Annotated in this window: 20 protein-coding genes; 8 read left to right on the forward strand and 12 right to left on the reverse strand. The window is 52.8% G+C overall.

Features of this window, described 5'->3' with window-relative positions:
* Positions 1-8: 8 nt before the first annotated feature.
* Positions 9-626: a LysE/ArgO family amino acid transporter gene (locus tag JUF13_RS06085; protein ID WP_203638459.1), complete on the reverse strand. Its 618-nt coding sequence runs from the start codon at positions 624-626 to the stop codon at positions 9-11.
* 420 nt (positions 627-1,046) lie between these two features.
* Here JUF13_RS06085 and abc-f point away from each other — a divergent pair, with 420 nt between their 5' ends.
* Positions 1,047-2,540, forward strand: a complete 1,494-nt coding sequence (abc-f, locus tag JUF13_RS06090; RefSeq protein WP_203638460.1) for a ribosomal protection-like ABC-F family protein — start codon at positions 1,047-1,049, stop codon at positions 2,538-2,540.
* 225 nt (positions 2,541-2,765) lie between these two features.
* Here abc-f and JUF13_RS06095 read toward each other — a convergent pair whose 3' ends face one another.
* Positions 2,766-3,650 carry a LysR family transcriptional regulator gene (locus JUF13_RS06095; RefSeq protein WP_203638461.1) on the reverse strand — a complete coding sequence of 295 codons (885 nt, stop codon included), beginning with the start codon at positions 3,648-3,650 and terminating at the stop codon, positions 2,766-2,768.
* Positions 3,651-4,049: 399 nt separating this feature from the next.
* Between JUF13_RS06095 and JUF13_RS06100 the strand changes: the two genes are divergently transcribed.
* From JUF13_RS06100 to JUF13_RS06110, 3 genes are all read left to right on the forward strand, one after another.
* Positions 4,050-5,687: a malolactic enzyme gene (locus JUF13_RS06100; RefSeq protein WP_203638462.1), complete on the forward strand. Its 1,638-nt coding sequence runs from the start codon at positions 4,050-4,052 to the stop codon at positions 5,685-5,687.
* Positions 5,688-5,761: 74 nt separating this feature from the next.
* Complete coding sequence (locus JUF13_RS06105) at positions 5,762-5,965, forward strand: hypothetical protein (protein WP_203638463.1); 204 nt, start codon at positions 5,762-5,764, stop codon at positions 5,963-5,965.
* A gap of 750 nt (positions 5,966-6,715) precedes the next feature.
* Positions 6,716-7,852, forward strand: a complete 1,137-nt coding sequence (locus JUF13_RS06110; RefSeq protein WP_203638465.1) for an MFS transporter — start codon at positions 6,716-6,718, stop codon at positions 7,850-7,852.
* A gap of 92 nt (positions 7,853-7,944) precedes the next feature.
* Here the strand turns inward: JUF13_RS06110 and JUF13_RS06115 are convergent, their stop codons facing one another.
* The 3 genes from JUF13_RS06115 to JUF13_RS06125 all read right to left on the reverse strand — a co-directional run bounded on the left by JUF13_RS06115 (position 7,945) and on the right by JUF13_RS06125 (position 10,412).
* Positions 7,945-8,307: a nuclear transport factor 2 family protein gene (locus tag JUF13_RS06115; protein ID WP_203638467.1), complete on the reverse strand. Its 363-nt coding sequence runs from the start codon at positions 8,305-8,307 to the stop codon at positions 7,945-7,947.
* Positions 8,308-8,386: 79 nt separating this feature from the next.
* Positions 8,387-8,992 (reverse strand): NAD(P)H-binding protein, encoded by a 606-nt coding sequence (locus JUF13_RS06120; RefSeq protein ID WP_203638469.1) that lies wholly within the window; start codon positions 8,990-8,992, stop codon positions 8,387-8,389.
* Positions 8,993-9,071: 79 nt separating this feature from the next.
* Positions 9,072-10,412 (reverse strand): MFS transporter, encoded by a 1,341-nt coding sequence (locus JUF13_RS06125; protein ID WP_203638471.1) that lies wholly within the window; start codon positions 10,410-10,412, stop codon positions 9,072-9,074.
* A 158-nt stretch (positions 10,413-10,570) separates the two neighbouring features.
* Here JUF13_RS06125 and JUF13_RS06130 point away from each other — a divergent pair, with 158 nt between their 5' ends.
* Positions 10,571-10,840, forward strand: coding sequence for a type II toxin-antitoxin system Phd/YefM family antitoxin (locus tag JUF13_RS06130; protein WP_203638473.1), 270 nt, complete (start codon positions 10,571-10,573; stop codon positions 10,838-10,840).
* On the forward strand, positions 10,833-11,090 hold the full coding sequence (locus JUF13_RS06135; protein WP_203638475.1) for a Txe/YoeB family addiction module toxin: 258 nt from the start codon (positions 10,833-10,835) through the stop codon (positions 11,088-11,090). Before JUF13_RS06130 ends, JUF13_RS06135 begins: the two co-directional genes overlap by 8 nt.
* Positions 11,091-11,165: 75 nt before the next feature.
* On the opposite strand, the gene JUF13_RS06140 is transcribed toward JUF13_RS06135, so the two are convergent.
* Positions 11,166-11,366: a hypothetical protein gene (locus tag JUF13_RS06140; protein WP_203638477.1), complete on the reverse strand. Its 201-nt coding sequence runs from the start codon at positions 11,364-11,366 to the stop codon at positions 11,166-11,168.
* An 87-nt stretch (positions 11,367-11,453) separates the two neighbouring features.
* Positions 11,454-12,026 carry a Crp/Fnr family transcriptional regulator gene (locus JUF13_RS06145; protein WP_203638479.1) on the reverse strand — a complete coding sequence of 191 codons (573 nt, stop codon included), beginning with the start codon at positions 12,024-12,026 and terminating at the stop codon, positions 11,454-11,456.
* A gap of 99 nt (positions 12,027-12,125) precedes the next feature.
* Between JUF13_RS06145 and JUF13_RS06150 the strand changes: the two genes are divergently transcribed.
* Together JUF13_RS06150 and JUF13_RS06155 are read left to right on the forward strand one after the other, a co-directional pair.
* Positions 12,126-12,716, forward strand: a complete 591-nt coding sequence (locus tag JUF13_RS06150; RefSeq protein ID WP_203638481.1) for an NAD(P)H-dependent oxidoreductase — start codon at positions 12,126-12,128, stop codon at positions 12,714-12,716.
* Between the two features lie 198 nt (positions 12,717-12,914).
* Positions 12,915-14,723 (forward strand): UvrD-helicase domain-containing protein, encoded by a 1,809-nt coding sequence (locus JUF13_RS06155; RefSeq protein WP_203638483.1) that lies wholly within the window; start codon positions 12,915-12,917, stop codon positions 14,721-14,723.
* A gap of 78 nt (positions 14,724-14,801) precedes the next feature.
* Here the strand turns inward: JUF13_RS06155 and JUF13_RS06160 are convergent, their stop codons facing one another.
* The 5 genes from JUF13_RS06160 to JUF13_RS06180 form a co-directional block, all read right to left on the reverse strand.
* Complete coding sequence (locus tag JUF13_RS06160; protein WP_203638485.1) at positions 14,802-15,845, reverse strand: zinc-dependent alcohol dehydrogenase family protein; 1,044 nt, start codon at positions 15,843-15,845, stop codon at positions 14,802-14,804.
* A gap of 51 nt (positions 15,846-15,896) precedes the next feature.
* Complete coding sequence (locus JUF13_RS06165; RefSeq protein ID WP_203638487.1) at positions 15,897-16,373, reverse strand: flavodoxin family protein; 477 nt, start codon at positions 16,371-16,373, stop codon at positions 15,897-15,899.
* 71 nt (positions 16,374-16,444) lie between these two features.
* Complete coding sequence (locus tag JUF13_RS06170) at positions 16,445-16,894, reverse strand: MerR family transcriptional regulator (RefSeq protein WP_203638489.1); 450 nt, start codon at positions 16,892-16,894, stop codon at positions 16,445-16,447.
* 20 nt (positions 16,895-16,914) lie between these two features.
* Positions 16,915-17,568 carry an NAD(P)H-binding protein gene (locus tag JUF13_RS06175; protein WP_203638491.1) on the reverse strand — a complete coding sequence of 218 codons (654 nt, stop codon included), beginning with the start codon at positions 17,566-17,568 and terminating at the stop codon, positions 16,915-16,917.
* A gap of 532 nt (positions 17,569-18,100) precedes the next feature.
* Positions 18,101-18,745 carry a TetR/AcrR family transcriptional regulator gene (locus JUF13_RS06180; protein ID WP_203638493.1) on the reverse strand — a complete coding sequence of 215 codons (645 nt, stop codon included), beginning with the start codon at positions 18,743-18,745 and terminating at the stop codon, positions 18,101-18,103.
* Between the last annotated feature and the right edge of the window lie 138 nt (positions 18,746-18,883).

Below are 18,883 nucleotides of genomic sequence, written 5' to 3' on the forward strand. Positions count from 1 at the left end.
ACTAATTTCTAAATCACCATTAATACCACTTGATACAGCAAGTAGGCCCCGTAAAGCATCACGACAACCCCAGAAATAATGTTGACCCACATCAGGAAACGTTGTGGTAGGCGTTCCTTTAGGAGTCCCAGAATCAGCGTGATGCCGAAGAACCAGATGGCCGTGGCTGAAACCACGCCCGAAATAAATGGTGTGACTTGCGTATTGCTCAACGACCCCCGCATCGCTCCGAACATCAGACTGGTATCGATAATGGCTTGCGGATTGGCCCAGGTCACGACCCACGCGTTGATCAAGGACTTTTTCATCGGCAACGCCGTGTTGGCGCTCTCTAACTTAAAGCTCGCCGCCGACCGCAAGATGCCAAACCCAATCCAGATGACCAATAATCCACCCAGAAACATGATGATTAGTTTAAACATTTCGTGGGCACTGATGATCGCCCCCATGCCGAAGAAACCGGCCAGAGTCAGTGCCGTATCGGCAAACCAGACCATTAACGTGACGGGCCAGGCCCGCTTTAGTGGCTGGTTGATGGCATTGTTAAAGACGAATAAATTTTGCATCCCGATGGAGGATACCAAGGCCAGACTCAACAGGAGGCCGCGTAAATAAATCGCTGACATATGAACCCACTTTCCCTCTAGGCCCTTATGCCGCTAGTTGCCCCGAGATTTTTTCAGTATCTGACAAGCATAACAAACCTTCTGTGAAAATTAAAGAAAAACTAGAACTGTCTGAGGGCTGAATCGTTATTGGCCATACCTTTGGGCCCAAACCAGCGACTATCGCTTTTCTTCTGAATCCCTTCCCAATGACTTGGGGTTTCCTAGTAGCGTCAGCCAACATCAGCTAGCTTAAATGTTTTCACTTGATTTTAATTGTTTTCTAATCTAAAATTCATTTAAGAGTTCCGTTAATCGTTTCCTTCTAGCCACCAGCGGAACCATCTAAAACGAGAAAGAATGCGATTAATGTGAAGAACGCAGCATCTAACACCCCATTACTGAAGACCCTTAGTCAACCTAGATGGGAAGTCCCGTTATATGCCAAAAATTACCTTACACCACCTGACCTTCGGCTTTGATACGAATGCCAGCTTACTCTTTGATCATGTTGAATTATCGTTAGAATCCCAGTGGAAACTGGGCTTAGTCGGCCGCAACGGCCGGGGAAAGACCACGCTGTTTAATCTGTTGCGGGGGCGCTTACCCTACCAGGGTACCATCACTGGCAACCAGAACTATGTGTATTTTCCCGCCACCGTCGCTGATCCTAGCCAGTCGGCCACTGCCGTCCTGCAGGCCATTTCACCGGTCGCCGATTGGCAGCTCGAACGTGAGCTTCGCCAACTCGACCTGGACCCTGCACGGCTCACACAACCCTTTGCCTCGCTCTCCGGTGGGGAACAAACCAAGGCGCTCCTCGCCATTTTATTTGCTGACGACCAGGCCTATCCGCTGATCGATGAACCCACCAATCACCTCGACCTCCCCAGTCGCCAACGGGTCGCCGCCTACCTGCGGAGCAAGCGCCAGGGCTTCATCGTCGTCAGCCATGACCGCCACTTTCTCAATCAGGTGACCGACCACACGCTCGCCATCGAACGCCAGCAGGTCATCCTCTACCACGGCAACTTCGCCGTTTACGAGGAGCAGAAACAGCGCCGCGACGCTTTCGAAGAGGAACGCGATGCACGCTTGAAAAAGGAAGCCGACCGCTTACAACACGTCGCGATTGACCGCACCAACTGGGCCAAAATCACCGAAAGCCGCGCCCATGGCAATCCTCACGAGAAAAATAGCGGCTGGGGCGCCGTCGGCAGTAGTACCCTCCCCGCCAAAATGATGAAACGGGCCCGCAACCTGGAACGCCGCCGTGACCGGGAACTGAAGGCCACCGAGGGGCTCCGCCAAAATATTGAGCATGTGGCCCCCCTCACCCTGACGCCCGTCCCGACCCATTACCAGCCACTCCTCCATGTCGCCGACTTCTCGCTGTGGTACGGCGACCGGCAGCTATTTCAACCCATCTCGTTTGACCTCGAACAGGGTGACCGGCTGGCCATCATTGGCCCCAACGGTAGCGGCAAATCTTCCTTCCTGCACTATCTGCGGGGGACCTTTGCCGGGACCGCTACCGGCGTTGCCGAGTTGAAACCGCAGCTGTCCTTGAGCCTGACCCGACAACTTTCAGCGGACAATCAGGGATCACTGACGGCATTTGCCACGGCCCACCACCTGGACCGCAATGCCTTGTTGAACGCCCTCAAGAAGCTGGGCTTGCCACGCGACGTTTTCCACACCCCCATCGAGCAAATGAGCATGGGGCAACAGAAAAAGGTCGAGCTCGCCCAATCGCTGATCACGCCGGCCAACCTGTTCATTTGGGATGAGCCGCTCAACTACCTTGACGTCTTCAATCAGGAGCAGCTGACCACTCTGGTGACCACGGCCGCCCCCACGCTATTATTCGTGGAGCACGACCAACAGTTTGTGACGGACGTGGCAACGCAGGTGATTGAATTAGACCCTAAATAATCGTAAAAAGGCTGTGCTTCTGCACAGTCTTTTTGACTCTAAACTTGTTTTGATGTCCCTTGCTGTAGTATTGACCGCTGACTTCACCTCAATGTGCCAGCCATCGCCCATTTTCCTTCAAGTATACTTAAAGAAATTAGTCATTTACCATAGTTCTTCAAGTATACTTGATAAAAATCGAATTCTCACCATTTCTTCAAGTATACTTGAAGAAATTTCAGCCCCCTATTCTCCCAACGTCGTTCGCAATACCGCCAACACTTGTTGCTGGGTTGGTGTCAACACGTGGGAGTCGCGGTAAACGATGCTGGCAATAAACTCTGGCTGGGCATCATCCAACAATTCCAGCTGAACCACGTCGTCACGGTGCTGAGCGCCAATCGCTGTCAGGAAGGTCACGCCAACATTTTGGGCGACTAAGTTCATGATGACGTGGGTGTCGTTGGCCCGGAAGACCACCTCAGGCCGAAAATGATTGCGTCGCGTAAACTGGTTAAAGGCCGTGTTGTGGACAAAGCTACTATTAAATAGAACAAACTTTTCGTGTCTTAATTCACTAAAGTAAATGCGCTGCCGTTTGGCTAGGGGGTGATCCGCTGCCACAAAAATCCGAAACGGTTGCCGGTCAAACGCCTCGGCCACCAACGACTTATAGCTCAACGGCGCCGTGGATCCCAACAATGCTAGGTCTGCCTGACCGTCCCGCAACGCCTGCCGTAACCACACCGACCCGCCCTCCAGCGTCTGTAGATTGGCCAGCATCCCCTGCGCCTGCAAATGGGCCGCCACCCGCGGAAAGTAATGATTTTCAATGATTGGGGGTAGTCCTAATACGGTCTGATCCTGCGTCAGATGCGTGATTTCTTGGTGCGTCAGGTCGAGCTCGGCCAGGATTGCCCGCGCATGGACCGCCAGCTGCTCACCGCTAGCCGTCACGCCCAAATCGTTATGCGTCCGGTCGCGTAGCACCAATTTGGTCTGAAATTCCGCCTCCAACCGTTTGATGGCCATGGTAATGGTCGGCTGGGTCACCCCAAAATCTTGCGCGACTTTGGAAAAGTTTTTGGTTTGGGTTAAGTCAGAAAAATAAGCTAGGTCCTTCGTGTTCATTTTCAATCCCCCTAATGTCGGTGTTTATAGATTCATTATAAATTATTTTTATATCAACCGCTATGTTTGACTATAACTAGCTTGGCCAACTATAGTAAGACTTGTAAAGTTGAAACGGTGATTGACGTTTAGAATCACTAACAGCTAAATTAACATTCACGAATGAATCATTACTAAATAAACAGCACACACCACTTTATGGGTTAAACCTATTTCAGCCGCAGGACCGGTGAAAATGAGCTTAGCCGTGGGAGTGGCCTTAGCGGTTTACCGCTTAGACCACTGCTATCTTTGAGACGTGACTTTCGGCTCAAAGTAAGTCTGGAGACCGCCCTTTGGCTCCAGGCGGCGCCCACAACGTTTAACCCATTAAATTGAAATTTGGAGGAAAAATAATTTATGAATTCAGCAGCTAGCATTTTAAATAACCCCTTCTTAAACAAGGGTACCGCCTTTACCACAGCCGAACGCCAAGCCCTCGGCCTCGTCGGCACCCTGCCGAGCCATGTCCAAACGCTGGACGAACAGGCGACTCAGGCCTATGCCCAGTATCAAAGTAAGGCCAACAATCTTGAAAAGCGGCTCTTTTTAATGACCATCTTCAATGAAAACCGGACGCTGTTCTTCAAGCTGATGGCCGACCACGTGGTGGAATTCATGCCCATCGTGTACGACCCCACGGTAGCCGACGCCATCGAAGAATACAGCCACCTGTTCACAGACCCGCAAAATGCGGCCTTCATTTCCGTGGACGACCCCGACAACATCGAAGCAACGCTGAAGAACGCCGCTGACGGCCGAGACATTCGCTTGGTCGTGGTCACCGATGCCGAAGGAATTCTGGGCATGGGCGACTGGGGCGTCAACGGGGTCGACATCGCCGTGGGCAAGCTGATGGTGTACACCGCTGCGGCTGGTATCGACCCGGCCCAGGTTCTGCCCGTCAGCATTGATGCCGGAACCAACAATCAAAAATTGCTGGACGACCCGCTGTACCTGGGGAACCATCATCGTCGCATGGCCGGTGACGACTACCTCGCTATTATTGATAAATTTGTGACCGCCGAACGCAAGCTGTTCCCTGAATCCCTGCTGCACTGGGAAGACTTCGGTCGTGGCAACGCGCAGGTCATTCTCGACAAATACCAAGACCAATTTCTCACCTTCAACGACGATATCCAGGGGACTGGAATGGTCGTGCTCGCCGGCATTCTGGGCGCCCTCAACATTTCTCACGAGTCTATCACCGAGCAAAAATTCGTGACGTTCGGTGCCGGAACCGCCGGCATGGGGATTGCCAACCAGATTCTCGACGAACTCATGCGGGCCGGCCTGTCCGAGACCGAAGCCCGTAGCCATTTCTACGCCGTCGACCGGCAGGGCCTGTTGTTCACCGACACCCCTGACCTGACCGCCGCCCAACGGCCGTTCACGCGTGACCGGTCCGAATTTGCTAACGCCGATGAGCTCACGAGCTTAGCCGCCGTAGTCCACACGATTCATCCGACCGTTCTGATTGGCACGTCGACGCAGCCGGGCACGTTTACCGAGGCCATCGTCAAGGACATGGCTGCCCACACGCCGCGGCCAATTATTTTCCCACTGTCTAACCCCACGAAACTCGCCGAAGCAACCGCAGCTGACCTGATCAAATGGACGGACGGCCAGGCACTGATTGCGACCGGGATTCCTGCCGGCGACGTGGACTACCAGGGCACGACCTACCACATTGGTCAGGGCAATAACGCGCTGATGTACCCTGGCCTGGGCTTCGGCCTGATTGCCGCCACAGCCAAGGTTTTGAACGGCGAAACGCTCTCCGCCGCCTGCCATGCCCTGGGTGGCCTGGTCGACGCCAGCCAACCCGGTGCCGCGGTCTTACCCCCCGTTGACCAACTGACGACCTTCTCCCAGACGCTGGCCGAAATCGTGGCCCAAAGTGTTCTGGACCAGGGCCTGAACAAGGAACCCATTAGTGACGCCAAGCAGGCCGTGGCTGAAATGAAGTGGACCCCCGGTTACCCTGAAAATAACTAGTCTTAGAAATCCACATGCCTTCCTTGTATCCTCGCGTCAAAGTCCTATGATTGACACCAAGGGAAGGCGTTCACATGACTCAAGAAGCAGCACTAAAGCTACTAGCAGAAAACGGCTTGGCCCATACACGCGCATCGCTGGCCCGTCTATTGGCGGACGGCCGGGTCCATGGTAGTGGCGATGCGATTGACGGGGATTCGCTAAGGACCTACATCACTACCTACCGAGGCTTTCAATACAACCGTAACTCGGCACTGTTCAGAGGGCCACTGTTGTAAAAAAAGATTGATCTCAGCGAACTGAGGTCAATCTTTTTTTGGTGCATACTACGTTGTTTGGCGAGAAACAAATAACGTTATATCGAACCATTTAAATACTGATATGGAGGGCTTTCAGGCGGTTATTCGCCCCAACTCTGGTACACTGAATTTCGTAGAGAAGTTAATGACGACCGGCAAATCTAATTGTAAGGGACTGGGGCTTATGACGTGAGTTGTAAGAGCGTTTCACCATACCATGCGAAAGGAGGTTGCCTTGTCTTGGATAGCTGTCACGTTACTTGACCTAGTTGCTTTTGGCGTTGTTCTGATATCGCTCTGTACTTTATTGGTACATCGATTGACGAGCCTCGTTAAGGCTATCGTTAAGTTACAAAAGACGTGGCATGAGTTTAAACATCCGGACAAATAAAAATCGTCCTCTAAACTTTCAACGGGTTTAGGACGATTTTTGTTTGCTATAAAACTGTTGGTCGTGAATAACGACTCTGCCATTGGCGGGGGTGCTCGAACACCTTCGCCTTTGTTGCGTTCAGTATACCATGAGAAGCAGCTGATTCCCAATATTTAAAACCACTCTTACTCATCTCGATAACAAATCACCACAAATTTTCCCTTCACTAAGCCTTCACATTTTCAACAACTTCCGGTATACTAAGTCTCAACAAAACTTCCGAAAGCGGGTTGCGACCCGTCATGTTACTAGTAGCACGCCTACTAGGCTGGAATAGCCTAAGGAGTGCTTTTTTGATGCTTAAAAATCCAAAAGTTTTACTGATTCTGGCCACGGCTATGAACCTGCGTCTCGCCATCACCGCCGTGACGCCCCTCTTCACCGCTATCCAGCGGTCGCTGCACGTGACAAGTTCACTGACCGCGTTACTGATTACCTTGCCCCTACTGTGTTTTTCACTAGGCGCTATCGCAACACCTCATCTGATTCAGCGCTTTGGCCCAACTACCCTACTCTGGACCACCAATGCGCTCCTCTTACTCGCCAGTTTGTTGCGTCCCGTGACGACTGACCTGCTTTTAACAACCACCATTGTCATCGGCCTAGCCGTCGCAATCTTAAACGTCCTGGTTCCAACTTTGATCGCGCAAACGACCGTTACCGGCGCTACTCGCCTGACCAGTGCCTACGCCGTTACCATGAACGTCGTCGCGGCACTGGGCACCGCCATCGCCATCCCCCTAGCAACGCAATTTAGCTGGCAACTCGTGCTCCAAGGATTCGGCTTACCCGCCCTGGTCACGCTTGCCCTGTTGTGGTGGGCACCCCACCATCTTTTTGCCCAACCAACTACTGATTCTGCCCCGTCCGTTAGTTTGCGAGCCACCCTACAACACGACAAGCAGGCACGTTGGCTCACGGTGTTCATGGGCCTGCAGTCGTTGATTTTCTACAGTCTAACAACCTGGTTACCGACGATTTTTCACGCTCTGGACGCCACAACTGCCACGTCTGGCAACCTATTGGCCGTCTTCCAACTGGTCGGCATCCCCGCCGCACTGGTGTTGACCCGGGTAACCAACTTACGATACCTTCTGTGGAGCCTGCTAGTCGGTTACGCAGTTGGGGGGCTCACGCTCCTGTGGCCCGGCCTCGGTTGGTGGCTAGCTGCCGGGCTATTGGGGTTCACCAGCTCACTGATTTTCACGCTGGCACTGACCCTCATCGCTACCAGTAGTTCTCACGTAAACGCCATCGCCAACCGTTCTGCCGTTGCCCAGTCGCTGGGCTATTTACTGGCGGCGGTTGGTCCGGTATTGCTAGGTCAAATTCACGATTTCACCGGCAGCTGGGGACCCGTCCTCGGTGTTCTTGGTGGCCTAGTGCTCCTAACGATTGGCGTCGGCTTACGGCTGACTCGCACATCGCATTAATTCACCGCTAACCCAAACAACGCCAGCCCTAGTCACTAGTGACCGAGCTGGCGTTGTTTCATGTGAAACATTCTATTCTATTGGCTAAAATTCTAATACGTGGTCACGACAGCTGACATGATCTGCCAGTTGCCGGCAATCTGTTGAATCACCATCTCCGTATTCAACGGCCACGCATGTTTACCACTGCCATGGATGCTGGCAGTGACGCGGTTCTGCCCAACTAATTGCCAGCCCGTAGCGGTCGGTTGCATCGTCACGTGTTCTTCCACGGAAGAAAAGTAACGCATCGTGCCCTGGTCCAGTTCCCGTAGCCATTCCGCCCGGGGCTGAACGTAGCCAGTCATGTGGGTCAGCGTAAAGTCCGGGCCCAGCAAACGGTCCAACGCCATTGTGTCATCGGCGGCCATGGCGGTATTGTACGCGCGGTACAGGTTTAAAATTTCTTCGTTCATCTAAATAGCCCTCTTCTGATTAATTGCATTCAGGCCAGGATTCCTCATCATTCAAACTCCACTGGCCGGCCTCACGCCCCTATTTCCGGTTAATGCCTAAGCTGTCACGGGAACCCAACGTTTCGTCATGAGCCAACCGCATCACCAGGTCGGCAATGCTCTTACGCGACACGTCTTGGCCCCCAAATGGTTCACCCTTCTTAGTGACCTCATAGTCGGTATCATTGCCGCCATCAAACCAACCCGGACGAATGACCGTATAGTTCAGGTCGGAGGCTTCAATCACATCCGCCGCAGCCCGGTAACCGCGTAGCATGGGGTTGCTTTGCAGGTTACCACTGGCACCCAGGCTAGCAGGAATTTCGTTATAAATGCCCATGGAGGCAATGAATAACAGCCGTTTGACGCCAACCGCATCCATCGCGCTCACCAAGCTTTGGGCCATGCCCGCCAGGTTGCCACTCAACGCCGCGAACACCACGTCTTGACCCTGCAAGGCCGTCTTCAACGTTACCGCATCGGTCACACTGCCAGCTAGAGTCCGCTCACGGTCGGTATTCAAGCTGCCCAACCGGTTCGTGCTCCGTGCCATCAGAGTCAGTTGATCGTCCGTATTGTCTAAAAAGTATTGCCGGGTGACACTGCCCACAGAACCCGTTGCGCCAATGATTAAGATGTTTGTCATACTGATTTCCTCCAACTCGTTTTTGAATAACCTTAGTGTAGCGCCTTGCAGTTACTTCAAGGCAAGCCCTATTTTGAAATTAATTTTTTTGCCGTTCTCCCGGAACAATCAAGAAGATAGCTGCTAACATCGCCAGCCCCAGCAGGACGGCACCCATGAGGATGGCGTGCTGGAACCCAACGACTTGCCCGCTAAACAAACTCTGCGTCGTTACCAGAACCGACAGCCCAACTGAGCCCCCAATCTGATGCATCACGTTGACGACCCCCGAAGCGGCCCCAGCGTCAGTCCCCCGCGTATGGGCAACCCCAGCTGCCGTAAAGGGACTCAGCGAAAGCCCTTGGCCTACACCGATAACCACCATGGGCGCAGCAATCCCCCACCAGTAGCCCGTTTCGGATGCGAAGAAGCTCAACCAGAGCATCCCCGTTGCCGTCAACGCAATCCCGGTGACCAGAAGACCCCCATTGCCCCATTTAGTCGTCAACCGGGCGACCTGTAGGGCAATGATAAAGTTAACGATGGTCAGTGGGAAGAAGGCCACGCCAGCCATCAACGCGCTGAAGCCCAATTGATTTTGCATCAGCTGTGGCGTGATGAACCAGAAGCCCATCATCGCGCCCAAGTAGAGAAACCGGCCCACGTAGACGCCAATCCGCTCACGGTCGGTAAACAATCGCAGCGGCATAATGGGTTGACCCGTCCGGTACTCCTGGTAAATGAAAAGGACTAAGAAGAGCACGGCTAACAGAAAGGCCGGCAGTTTGGCCCAGTCACCAATGATGCTGTAGACCAAGGCACTCATCCCAATTAAGGAACTAAAGGTCCCCAGCCAATCTAATTTTCCAGACTGACCATTGTCCTTATTTAAATGCTTAACGGCCAAATAGAACATCCAGATACTAATTGGGACATTCATAAAGAAGCCCACCCGCCAGGTCAACAGACTAGCGAAGATTCCGCCAATGACCAGGCTGACGCTGGCACCGATACCGGCCATGGCCCCGTAGTACGCAATCGCCTTGGTCCGTTCGGCACCCTCGTAGGTGTCCATCAGAATCGCCAGCGTGGTTGGTGCCAAAATGGCCGAACCCACGCCTTGAAACGCCCGTGAGGCAATGATCATCGGCGCATTAACAGCTAACCCGACTAGCAGTGACCCGAGGCCAAACAGAATCAGCCCCAGCTCGAAGACCCGCCGCCGGCCAAATAAATCTCCGGCCCGACCACCCAGCAACAGGAAGCCACCGAATGTCAGCGAATAGGCGCTGCTGACCCAGGACAGGGTTGCCTGATTTAAGTGTAAGTCTTGGACAATCTTGACCGTCCCCGTGCAGATGATCGAGTTGTCCAAGAGAATCATGAAGTAACTCATTAAGATGACCAATAAAATCCAGTCGAATCGTTTTTGCTTTGCCATAATTTTGCTCCTCGTCTTTAAGTTGATGATTAGGAGTTTAGACCTTCACCTGAACTTTAAGGCAAGGGTGAATTTAAAAAAATATCGATTTCAATAAGCCATTTTAGTTGCAAACAGCCAGCTATTCCTGTACAGTTTATTGTACAAGGAGGGATAGTATGCAAGCTGTAAATTACTCGAATTTTCGTCAAAATTTAAAATCATATCTGCAAACCATCAACGAAGATTCTGAACCCTTTATCGTTACAACTAAAGACTCCAAAGATGATGTGGTCGTTCTTTCCGTCGAAGAGTATGACTCATTAGTTGAAACTGCCAAAATCACTTCAAATGCTTATTTAATGGACAAAATCAGACGTAGTGATAAACAATTTTCTCAAGGTCAGTTTAAGGAACACGAGTTGATTGATGAGGATGCCGATGAATAAAAGTTGGTCTGACGATGCCTGGGCTGACTATATGTATTGGCACGACTCAGGTAATAAACAAATGATCAAACGTATTAATCGGATTCTCAACGACATTGATCGCCACCCATTCACTGGCATCGGCAAACCAGAACCACTTAAATTTGAACTGACCGGGAAATGGTCACGCCGAATTAATAGTGAACATCGAATTATTTACCGGGTTGAAGAAGATGTTATTTACATTTACGCAGCCAGATCTCATTATTAAACACATAAATATGCCAATGAAATTGTTTTGATTCAAGACAATTTCATTGGCACATTTTTAAACTTCATTTTTTACTTAATGCTTGGGACACGATGACTTTCCCCCACCATCAGTATCCGTCAGCCGTCCGACTTTTCCACAATCTAAATAGTTCATCATTTCCTGAACATCGGTAAATACTGGTGAGTCATCCGGAATTTTTCCTAGTTCCTTGGCCTTGACCAGAGCCATCGCTCGTCTAGTTGTTTCATTTGGCTCTACTTTCTCTGGTGTCATCGGATCACATCCTCTGATAGCATTATGACACAGAAATAGCACTTGATAGATATAGACAACTCACAAAGCATATCTGGGACCCTGAGTCTACTTTGATTTTTTCAATCGCGTCCGAATCCGACTCAACGACACCGGGGTCATCCCCAAATAAGACGCCACCAGATGCAGCGGCACCCGGTCCAAGATTTCCGGGGCATCGACTGCCAACTTCTGGTAACGCTCAACCGGCGAATACTGAAGCTGGTCGAAGAAAATGTTGCGGTAGGCGATGAACCGTTCGCAAACGAACCGCGTAACGGCGGGTTCAATCGCCGGATACTTTTGTTGAATACGGTCGGCATCTGCCCGACTGAGCATCAGGACCTCAGTGTCCTCGAAACTCTCAATGGAAAAGCCACTGGGCTGGCCCAGGTAGAAGCTTTCAAAGGAAGAAACCAGCTGATTCTCGAAGAAAAATTGGAGAGTTACATCCTTGCCCGCACTATTGTGCCAGAGCCGCAGCGCCCCTTGCGTGATGATAAAAATTTCGGTGGCCACGTCCCCCTCCGCGAGTAGCGTCGTGCCCGCAGGAACCTTTTTAGTGACAAACAAATTCTGTAGCTCTGCCCAGTGCGCGCCAATTTCCGGAAATTTTTGAACTAAGTAGGCTGGTGCGACCATGTTGCCGTCCCCTTTCACTGACCCCGTTAACATATGTTAATGCCGATGACGGGCACCCCGTCTATACTCACTGTATTAACTAAAAACGAGGTCTTACTTATGAAAACTGTTATCGTCTTTGATCATCCCTACACCGCAACTGCTGGCAACAACGTGCCCCACCACCGCTCATTCTTGGCGGCATTACTGAAACGCGTCATGACCCAGCTGCGTCAGGAAAATAATGAAATTGATTTAATAGATCTGCATGCGGATGGCTTCAATCCGGTCATGTCCGCCGCCGACCTCAGCAATTGGCGCCGTGGACAGGCCATCGACCCGCAAGTCGCCGACTACCAGCAACGCCTGCTCGCGGCCGACCGGATCATCTTCATGTTCCCAGTTTGGTGGGAAGTCATGCCGGCCATGACCAAGGGTTTTCTCGACAAGGTTTACGCCAAGGGACAACTGTATCAGGCCGACACCATGAAGACCAAGCTGACCAAGCAGCCGCAGATTGACATCATCACGACCATGAGCACGCCCAACCTACTTTATCGCCTGGTGTTTGGCGCGCCGCTAGCCAAGCTCCTCTTCCGGGGCACCTTCCTGAAGACGCGCCTCTGGCATTTCAAATGGCACAACTTCGCCCAAGTCGAGAAGAAAACGTTGGCGCAGCGGCAACAGATTCTACAGAAATTCACCATTTAATTCTTAAAAACACGTTCTAACTAATTGAAGTTACAACGTGTTTTTGTTATTAATCATTAATTTTTACGGCTAACGGTTGGGCCCACAGCTCGGGCACCCGTCCCTTTCCCCATATCTATTATACCATGGCCGTCCGGCGAAAAACAGACTGGTCATTGCCGCCAAAGCGCGTAAACTAGAGGCCTCGGAGGTGATTGGATGGCACAATCAGAGGCTCACCATCTACAGGAGATTTATCAACGGCTAATGACCGACAGTCAGCGACTCACCCAACAATTGGCCGAACTGACCGTCACGGCCCGCGCCATGAAGCAACAGCTCAATGGTGAGGGCCACCTCGACCTGGGGACCTTCAGTGATCAACTAGAGACCTTTGCCAGTATCGAGGCCGGCAACCGGCAAATTGATGCCCTGAACGCCCGCCACGATACGGCCGTCACCCGTTTGGCCCACGCGCAATTACTCTTGCCCCAAGCCTACTTTGCCAAACTGCAACTCGACTTTGGCGACGGCGATGCGGAGGCCCTCTATCTCGGCAAGGTCGGCTACACCGATGAAAATACCAACGACCTGATTTACGATTGGCGTGCTCCCGTGGCCGACGCGTACTACGCCAACCGGACCGGAGCGACCAGCTATCAGGCTAATGGGCGCACTATCCCCGTGACGGTGACCCAGCGGCAACAATTTATCATCGACCACGACCAGCTCCAACAGGTCATCGACACCAACGCGGCCATCGGCGACCCGCTGTTACTAGACGTGCTCGCCAGTAATCGCAGCGGTGGCTTGCAGGAAATCACGGCCACCATCCAACAGGAACAAAACGCCATCATCCGTGAAAGTAGCCAGTCCACCGTCCTGGTCGACGGCGTGGCCGGTAGTGGCAAGACGTCCGTGCTCCTACAGCGCGTAGCCTACCAACTGTATCGCCATCGCGATAGCTGGACACCCGAAGACATCCTGATTCTGACCCCCAACGTCGCCTTCAGCCGCTACATTCGCGGTGTATTACCGGCGTTAGGTGAGGCCGAACCGCTGAGCACGACCTACCTACATTTGGTCCAATCCTGGGGCCGGCGGTTTGGGGTGACCATCCCAACCACGGCTGGCAACCACCTCGCCGAACTGGCGCAAATTATTCAAGAACCCTTGGTCCAAACGCCAGCCGGTCTCGCCCCAGCGGCGTACGCACAATCCAATGACCGCACGGCGCTCCTGTCCCGTATGCAACGGGCCTGGCGCTGGCTACAGGCCGTCGACCGCGTGCCGGAAGACATCAACGAGTGGCTCGACTGGCCGGCATTTGCGCAGGAACTGGGATTGGCTGAACTGACCCCCTATGACCAACTCTACCTTCTGCTTCGCTTCACGAACTTCCAGCAAACCACCACCGCGGCGCTCTTTGTGGACGAGGCCCAGGACTACGCCGCTGACACCTGGCTATTCCTGACGGCCCTCTACCACAACGCCGACCTCACCATCGTGGGCGACCACCGCCAACGGCTTACGGGCCAGGCCGTCACGATTGCCGACTACTTTGACCCGGCCCAAACGGCGGTGCGCCATCTCACCACCAGCTACCGCGCAACCGGTGAGATCACACGCTTCTTCGCCCAGTTTGCGGGGGATTGGCGAACCACGATTCAGGCGGTCCAGACCGCCGGCACGGCACCGCAAGTCTTGGAAAACGCCGATTTGACAAACGTGCTTGCGGACCTACCAGCGACCACTGGCCAAAGCATTGGTATCCTGACACCCTCGCCGCAACGGGCAACTGAGCTCGCCGCGCAATTGCCCGCCGCCCAACTGCTTACGGGTGAAGGCACCCGAACCGTTCGCCCAGGCACCAATGTCATACCGCTGACCGTGGCCAAGGGCTTGGAGTTTGACTTCGCCGTGGTCATCGACTGGACGGCCCCCTTCTATACGGACGACCCCCTCGGCGACAATCGCCGGTATGTGGCGGCTTCTCGGGGAACTAAGGGTTTGATTCTAATTAAATAATGAGCTTGCAAAAGGCGCACATCTAATTGATGTGCGTCTTTTTAATAATTGTATTATTAATAATTAGATCGATTAGAATTATTCACTAATCACTAACAACGACTTAATGGCTTCCCGCTTATCCATAGCGGCGTAGGCGTCGGCCACGTGATCAAGGTCAAACCGCTTCGTGAAGACCTTCCCTGGGTGGATCTCACCCTTCAAAACGGCATCCAGCAAGACGGCACGGTCGTAAGTGGTGACGGAAGCAATCCCGCCGCGCAGGCCGATGTTCTTCCAGAACAAGTTGTTGGTGTTCATTTCGGCTTTCTGAGGAACCCCGACACGGCCCACCACGGCCCCGGACCGGGCAACTTTCACCGCTGTCTCAACGGATTGTTCTGTCCCGACACATTCGAGCACGGCGTCAGCCCCGGCGCCATCGGTCAGGTCCATCACGCGTTTAACCGCGTCATCGCCCCGTTCGGCAACGATATCGGTCGCACCAAATTCCGTGGCTAAGGCTTGGCGGTCGGCGTGCCGACTCATGGCGATGATGCGCTTGGCACCCCGCAATTTAGCCGCAATCACCCCACACAAGCCCACGGCACCGTCGCCCATCACAACAACCGTGTCACCGTCTTTGACTTCGGCGGTCGCAGCGGCATGGTAACCGGTCGCCATAACATCAGCCAACGTTAACAGGTCGTTCAGTTGGGCGTCGGAGTAGTCGCTGGGCTGACCCGGAACCTTGACCAAGGCCCAGTCAGCGTTCTTAAACCGTAAGTATTCACCCTGGTAGCCCACGATTTCATCGTCGGTTCGAGCATTTTCACAGTCGCCATCGAAGCCGGCTAAACAAGCCGCACAATGGCCACAGCCGTGGGTGAACGGTGCAATGACAAAGTCACCAGGCTGGACGTTGGTGACGGCGCTCCCAACCGTTTCCACGATGCCAATGGCTTCATGGCCGACTGGCGTATTCTTTTGGCGGTCGTTAATGCCGCGGTACCACCAGAGGTCGGAACCACAGACACAGGCGCGCACAATTTTTAAAACGGCGTCAGTTGGGTTCTTGACGGTTGGCTTGGGTAATTCTTGGGCTTCCACTTTGCCCGGTTCAACGAAGACTGCTGTTTTCATAGGTTATCCTCCAATATTTTTCTAACTGTCATTGATCTATCAGACAAGGGGTTACTTAAAGCTTTCCCACCACGTCGTCAGCGGCTGGTTCGCCGTGGCCAAATCACCCGCGGTCAGGCCAAGGCCTGGGACCACGTTTGCTTGTGGAGCTAGATTGGCGAAGTCGGCTTCATAATCGCCCGGTGTCCCGGCGTCCGTGTAAAATGGCGCCAGCGTGCCGGTATAGGTGGCGAGTCGCCCTAACAGGCTGCGGACCGGCGTGGCCACCTTACCCGACCAAACGGGACCACCAACCAGAATCGTGTCAAACTGCGTGAGGTCAGGCAGTTTGCTAGTTAATTCCGGCAAGTCACCGCTGGCTAATTGTTGGTTTGCCACGTCCGAAGTCGCGTACATATCCTGGGGAAAGGTTCCCGCTGGGACGGTCAGCTCGACCTGGGTCGCGCCCGTCACTCGTTGCAGCGCTGTTGCTAGTTTAGCGGTGTTTCCGGACCATGAATAATCAACGATCAACACTTTTGTTGGCATGATAAAATCCCCTTTTTCTAATCTGTTACCTCTAGCATACGACCTTACAGTTACTTGAAGGCAAGGGAAAGTTAGAAGTTATGGTCACTTTCATCCTCCGGTGTATCATCTTGCTTGGCAACCTTATCGGCGTGCTCACGCTCCAGTGCCCGCAATTCCTCCTCGGTAGATTCCATGTGATCATAGAAGTGATTGAGCTTGTAATTCAGGTGGTCAATGGCCGCTTGGAGGTCGTCGCGCTTTTCTTCCATGACCCCCAGCTGTTCCTGTAAGAGGGCCTTTTGTTCCTTGGTATTATCTTCTTGCGCATCAAATAATTGAATGTAACGACGGAGATTTTCAATGCTCATCCCCGCGGCCCGCATCTGCGTCACGAAGCGAATCCGCCGAATGATTCGGTCGTCAATATCCCGGTTGCCCACCGGCGTCCGGTCAATGGCGGGAATCAGGGATTCCTTTTCGTAGTAACGAATGGCTGCGGAAGAGACCCCCGTTTTTTCACTGGCTTCTTTAATATTCATGTCAATTCAGCTCCTTCAGCTTAGTAGACGGGCCGGTCTTGCCCCTCAGTTGCGGGGTCCGCCATCCCAATACTATCACGACTGTAGCGGGTCGGGTCCGCAATCATCTTCAACACGATGTCGGCCACGCTGGCCCGTGAACCAGAGACGCCTTCGTATGGCTGGTCCTTGGTCGTCACGGTGTAACTAATGCCACGGTCATTCAACCAGGGCAACCGCAGCGTCGTGTAGTCCAACCCGGAATCGGCTAGCAGCGTATCGGACCGCCGTGCGGGTGCCATCCCGGCCCCAATCATGTCCAAATTCCAACGGCCAAACGCCCCACCGACTTCGTTGTAAATCCCTAGAACGTTGGTAAACAGCACCCGTTCAACGTGGGTCGCCTGCATGGCACTGATAACGTTCTTCGTCAGGCGATTTTGACCATCGTGATCGACGACCGCCACGAAAACCAGGTCTTGCCCGGCCATGGCGGATTGCACAGCAGCTTCATCGGTGATGTCGCCGTCAATCAGGGTCACGCGGGGATTGTCCCGTAACTGACTGAGGCGGCTGGCATCGCGTAGGAACAGGGTCAGGTCAACATCTTTAAAGGTCGGTTCAGTTAAAATTCGGTTTTCAACTAACCGAGCGATCTGCCCGTTAGCGGCTAAAATCAAAATGTTTTTAAGCATTATTTTAAGACTCCTTTGTCTGGGCCAATCAGTGTTCAATCCGCTTGGCAGCTTGGTGACGCACAACTGAATGACCCTAGGTTACCCCTTGATGTGCACTTTAAGGCAAGGGAAACGGTGAACATTTTTTAAAATAAATGACATTTTCCTAATTATTAGGCACAACGATTGCCGGCATTGGCCAAGTTTTAAAGTGTTAAGGACATACTTTGTCGTTGAAGCAAAAAGCACCACAACCCCTAACAATCCAGAGTCTGTGGTGCTTTAGCGTGTTTTTTAAGTAACAAATAGAAGGTAGCCAACTTATTGCGTAGCGGTAAAAAACCAGTGTCAGCCGCAGGGTTGGTGAAAATAAGGTCAGCCGTGGGAGTTATCTTAGCGGTTTACCGCTTAGATAACTGATATCTTTGAGACGCGCTCCTCAGCGGCTCAAAGTAAGCCCGGAGACCGCTTTTTGGCTCGGGGCGTTCGCCCACAGCGTCCCGCCTTATTTTCACCAACCCGGAGGCGTAGTCACCCCGCCATTTAGCCGTTACACAATCAAAGCGTAGGTCTCGCGGAACTCGCGTAGCACCGTCGCCTCGAACCCTGCAACCTGCTTCACATCCAGTTGCGCCTGACTACTAGGAGCCAATAAGCCGGCCAGTTGGAAATGCAGCGTAGACTCCAGGTACTCACCGGCCTGGTCCAGCGACAACTGCCGGTTGCGGACCTGATCCAGTACCCCGTGAATCAGCGTTTCCGCCTGAAAAATCACATAGTCTGGCGTGTACAAGTCATAGATAAACTGACTGGCTTGCGCTTGCCCCACGTAAATGCGCAACTGTTCAAAGTAGTCGTGATAGGCTGCCGTGAACGTGGCAGACAATTCCGGGTAGCCCTTGCGCAGGTCGGTCGTAAACGTGGTGGTCGTTGAACCCATCAGTAACAACGAATCGAGCCAGATCGGCAGAAAGGTCGCCGGGGAAAATTGCTTGGGCACGGGATGTTCCGCGATAAATTTCAGATGACGGTCCACCACCGCCTGGACGATGTCGTCCTTGTTCTTAAAGTATAGGTAGAGACTGGCCCGGCTGATGCCAACTGCTGTGGCCAGTTTGTTCATGGATAGTTTTTGAAACCCTTGGATCAAAATGACGTGACTCAGTTTACTGGTCAGGTCTCTTTGGTTAATCATCGCGTTCAACTCCTCTACCTCTAGAATACCATTTACCAACTAGTTAGACTACTGGCTATGCTATTTGTCTAAATTTCTTAAGCAGACGATGACGCAATTAGTGAACTAACGCAAAAAATGCGAGCCCCAACTATCTGG

Origin of the sequence: Levilactobacillus wangkuiensis (genome assembly GCF_016861605.1) — a bacterium.
Classification (GTDB): domain Bacteria; phylum Bacillota; class Bacilli; order Lactobacillales; family Lactobacillaceae; genus Levilactobacillus; species Levilactobacillus wangkuiensis.

What these genes read in the sequence shown, in the direction of transcription:
- JUF13_RS06085 (WP_203638459.1), bottom strand. Translation starts at nt 626, where the DNA reads ATGTCAGCGATTTATTTACGCGGCCTCCTGTTGAGTCTGGCCTTGGTA.
- abc-f (WP_203638460.1), top strand. Translation starts at nt 1,047, where the DNA reads ATGCCAAAAATTACCTTACACCACCTGACCTTCGGCTTTGATACGAAT.
- JUF13_RS06095 (WP_203638461.1), bottom strand. Translation starts at nt 3,650, where the DNA reads ATGAACACGAAGGACCTAGCTTATTTTTCTGACTTAACCCAAACCAAA.
- JUF13_RS06100 (WP_203638462.1), top strand. Translation starts at nt 4,050, where the DNA reads ATGAATTCAGCAGCTAGCATTTTAAATAACCCCTTCTTAAACAAGGGT.
- JUF13_RS06105 (WP_203638463.1), top strand. Translation starts at nt 5,762, where the DNA reads ATGACTCAAGAAGCAGCACTAAAGCTACTAGCAGAAAACGGCTTGGCC.
- JUF13_RS06110 (WP_203638465.1), top strand. Translation starts at nt 6,716, where the DNA reads ATGCTTAAAAATCCAAAAGTTTTACTGATTCTGGCCACGGCTATGAAC.
- JUF13_RS06115 (WP_203638467.1), bottom strand. Translation starts at nt 8,307, where the DNA reads ATGAACGAAGAAATTTTAAACCTGTACCGCGCGTACAATACCGCCATG.
- JUF13_RS06120 (WP_203638469.1), bottom strand. Translation starts at nt 8,992, where the DNA reads ATGACAAACATCTTAATCATTGGCGCAACGGGTTCTGTGGGCAGTGTC.
- JUF13_RS06125 (WP_203638471.1), bottom strand. Translation starts at nt 10,412, where the DNA reads ATGGCAAAGCAAAAACGATTCGACTGGATTTTATTGGTCATCTTAATG.
- JUF13_RS06130 (WP_203638473.1), top strand. Translation starts at nt 10,571, where the DNA reads ATGCAAGCTGTAAATTACTCGAATTTTCGTCAAAATTTAAAATCATAT.
- JUF13_RS06135 (WP_203638475.1), top strand. Translation starts at nt 10,833, where the DNA reads ATGAATAAAAGTTGGTCTGACGATGCCTGGGCTGACTATATGTATTGG.
- JUF13_RS06140 (WP_203638477.1), bottom strand. Translation starts at nt 11,366, where the DNA reads ATGACACCAGAGAAAGTAGAGCCAAATGAAACAACTAGACGAGCGATG.
- JUF13_RS06145 (WP_203638479.1), bottom strand. Translation starts at nt 12,026, where the DNA reads ATGGTCGCACCAGCCTACTTAGTTCAAAAATTTCCGGAAATTGGCGCG.
- JUF13_RS06150 (WP_203638481.1), top strand. Translation starts at nt 12,126, where the DNA reads ATGAAAACTGTTATCGTCTTTGATCATCCCTACACCGCAACTGCTGGC.
- JUF13_RS06155 (WP_203638483.1), top strand. Translation starts at nt 12,915, where the DNA reads ATGGCACAATCAGAGGCTCACCATCTACAGGAGATTTATCAACGGCTA.
- JUF13_RS06160 (WP_203638485.1), bottom strand. Translation starts at nt 15,845, where the DNA reads ATGAAAACAGCAGTCTTCGTTGAACCGGGCAAAGTGGAAGCCCAAGAA.
- JUF13_RS06165 (WP_203638487.1), bottom strand. Translation starts at nt 16,373, where the DNA reads ATGCCAACAAAAGTGTTGATCGTTGATTATTCATGGTCCGGAAACACC.
- JUF13_RS06170 (WP_203638489.1), bottom strand. Translation starts at nt 16,894, where the DNA reads ATGAATATTAAAGAAGCCAGTGAAAAAACGGGGGTCTCTTCCGCAGCC.
- JUF13_RS06175 (WP_203638491.1), bottom strand. Translation starts at nt 17,568, where the DNA reads ATGCTTAAAAACATTTTGATTTTAGCCGCTAACGGGCAGATCGCTCGG.
- JUF13_RS06180 (WP_203638493.1), bottom strand. Translation starts at nt 18,745, where the DNA reads ATGATTAACCAAAGAGACCTGACCAGTAAACTGAGTCACGTCATTTTG.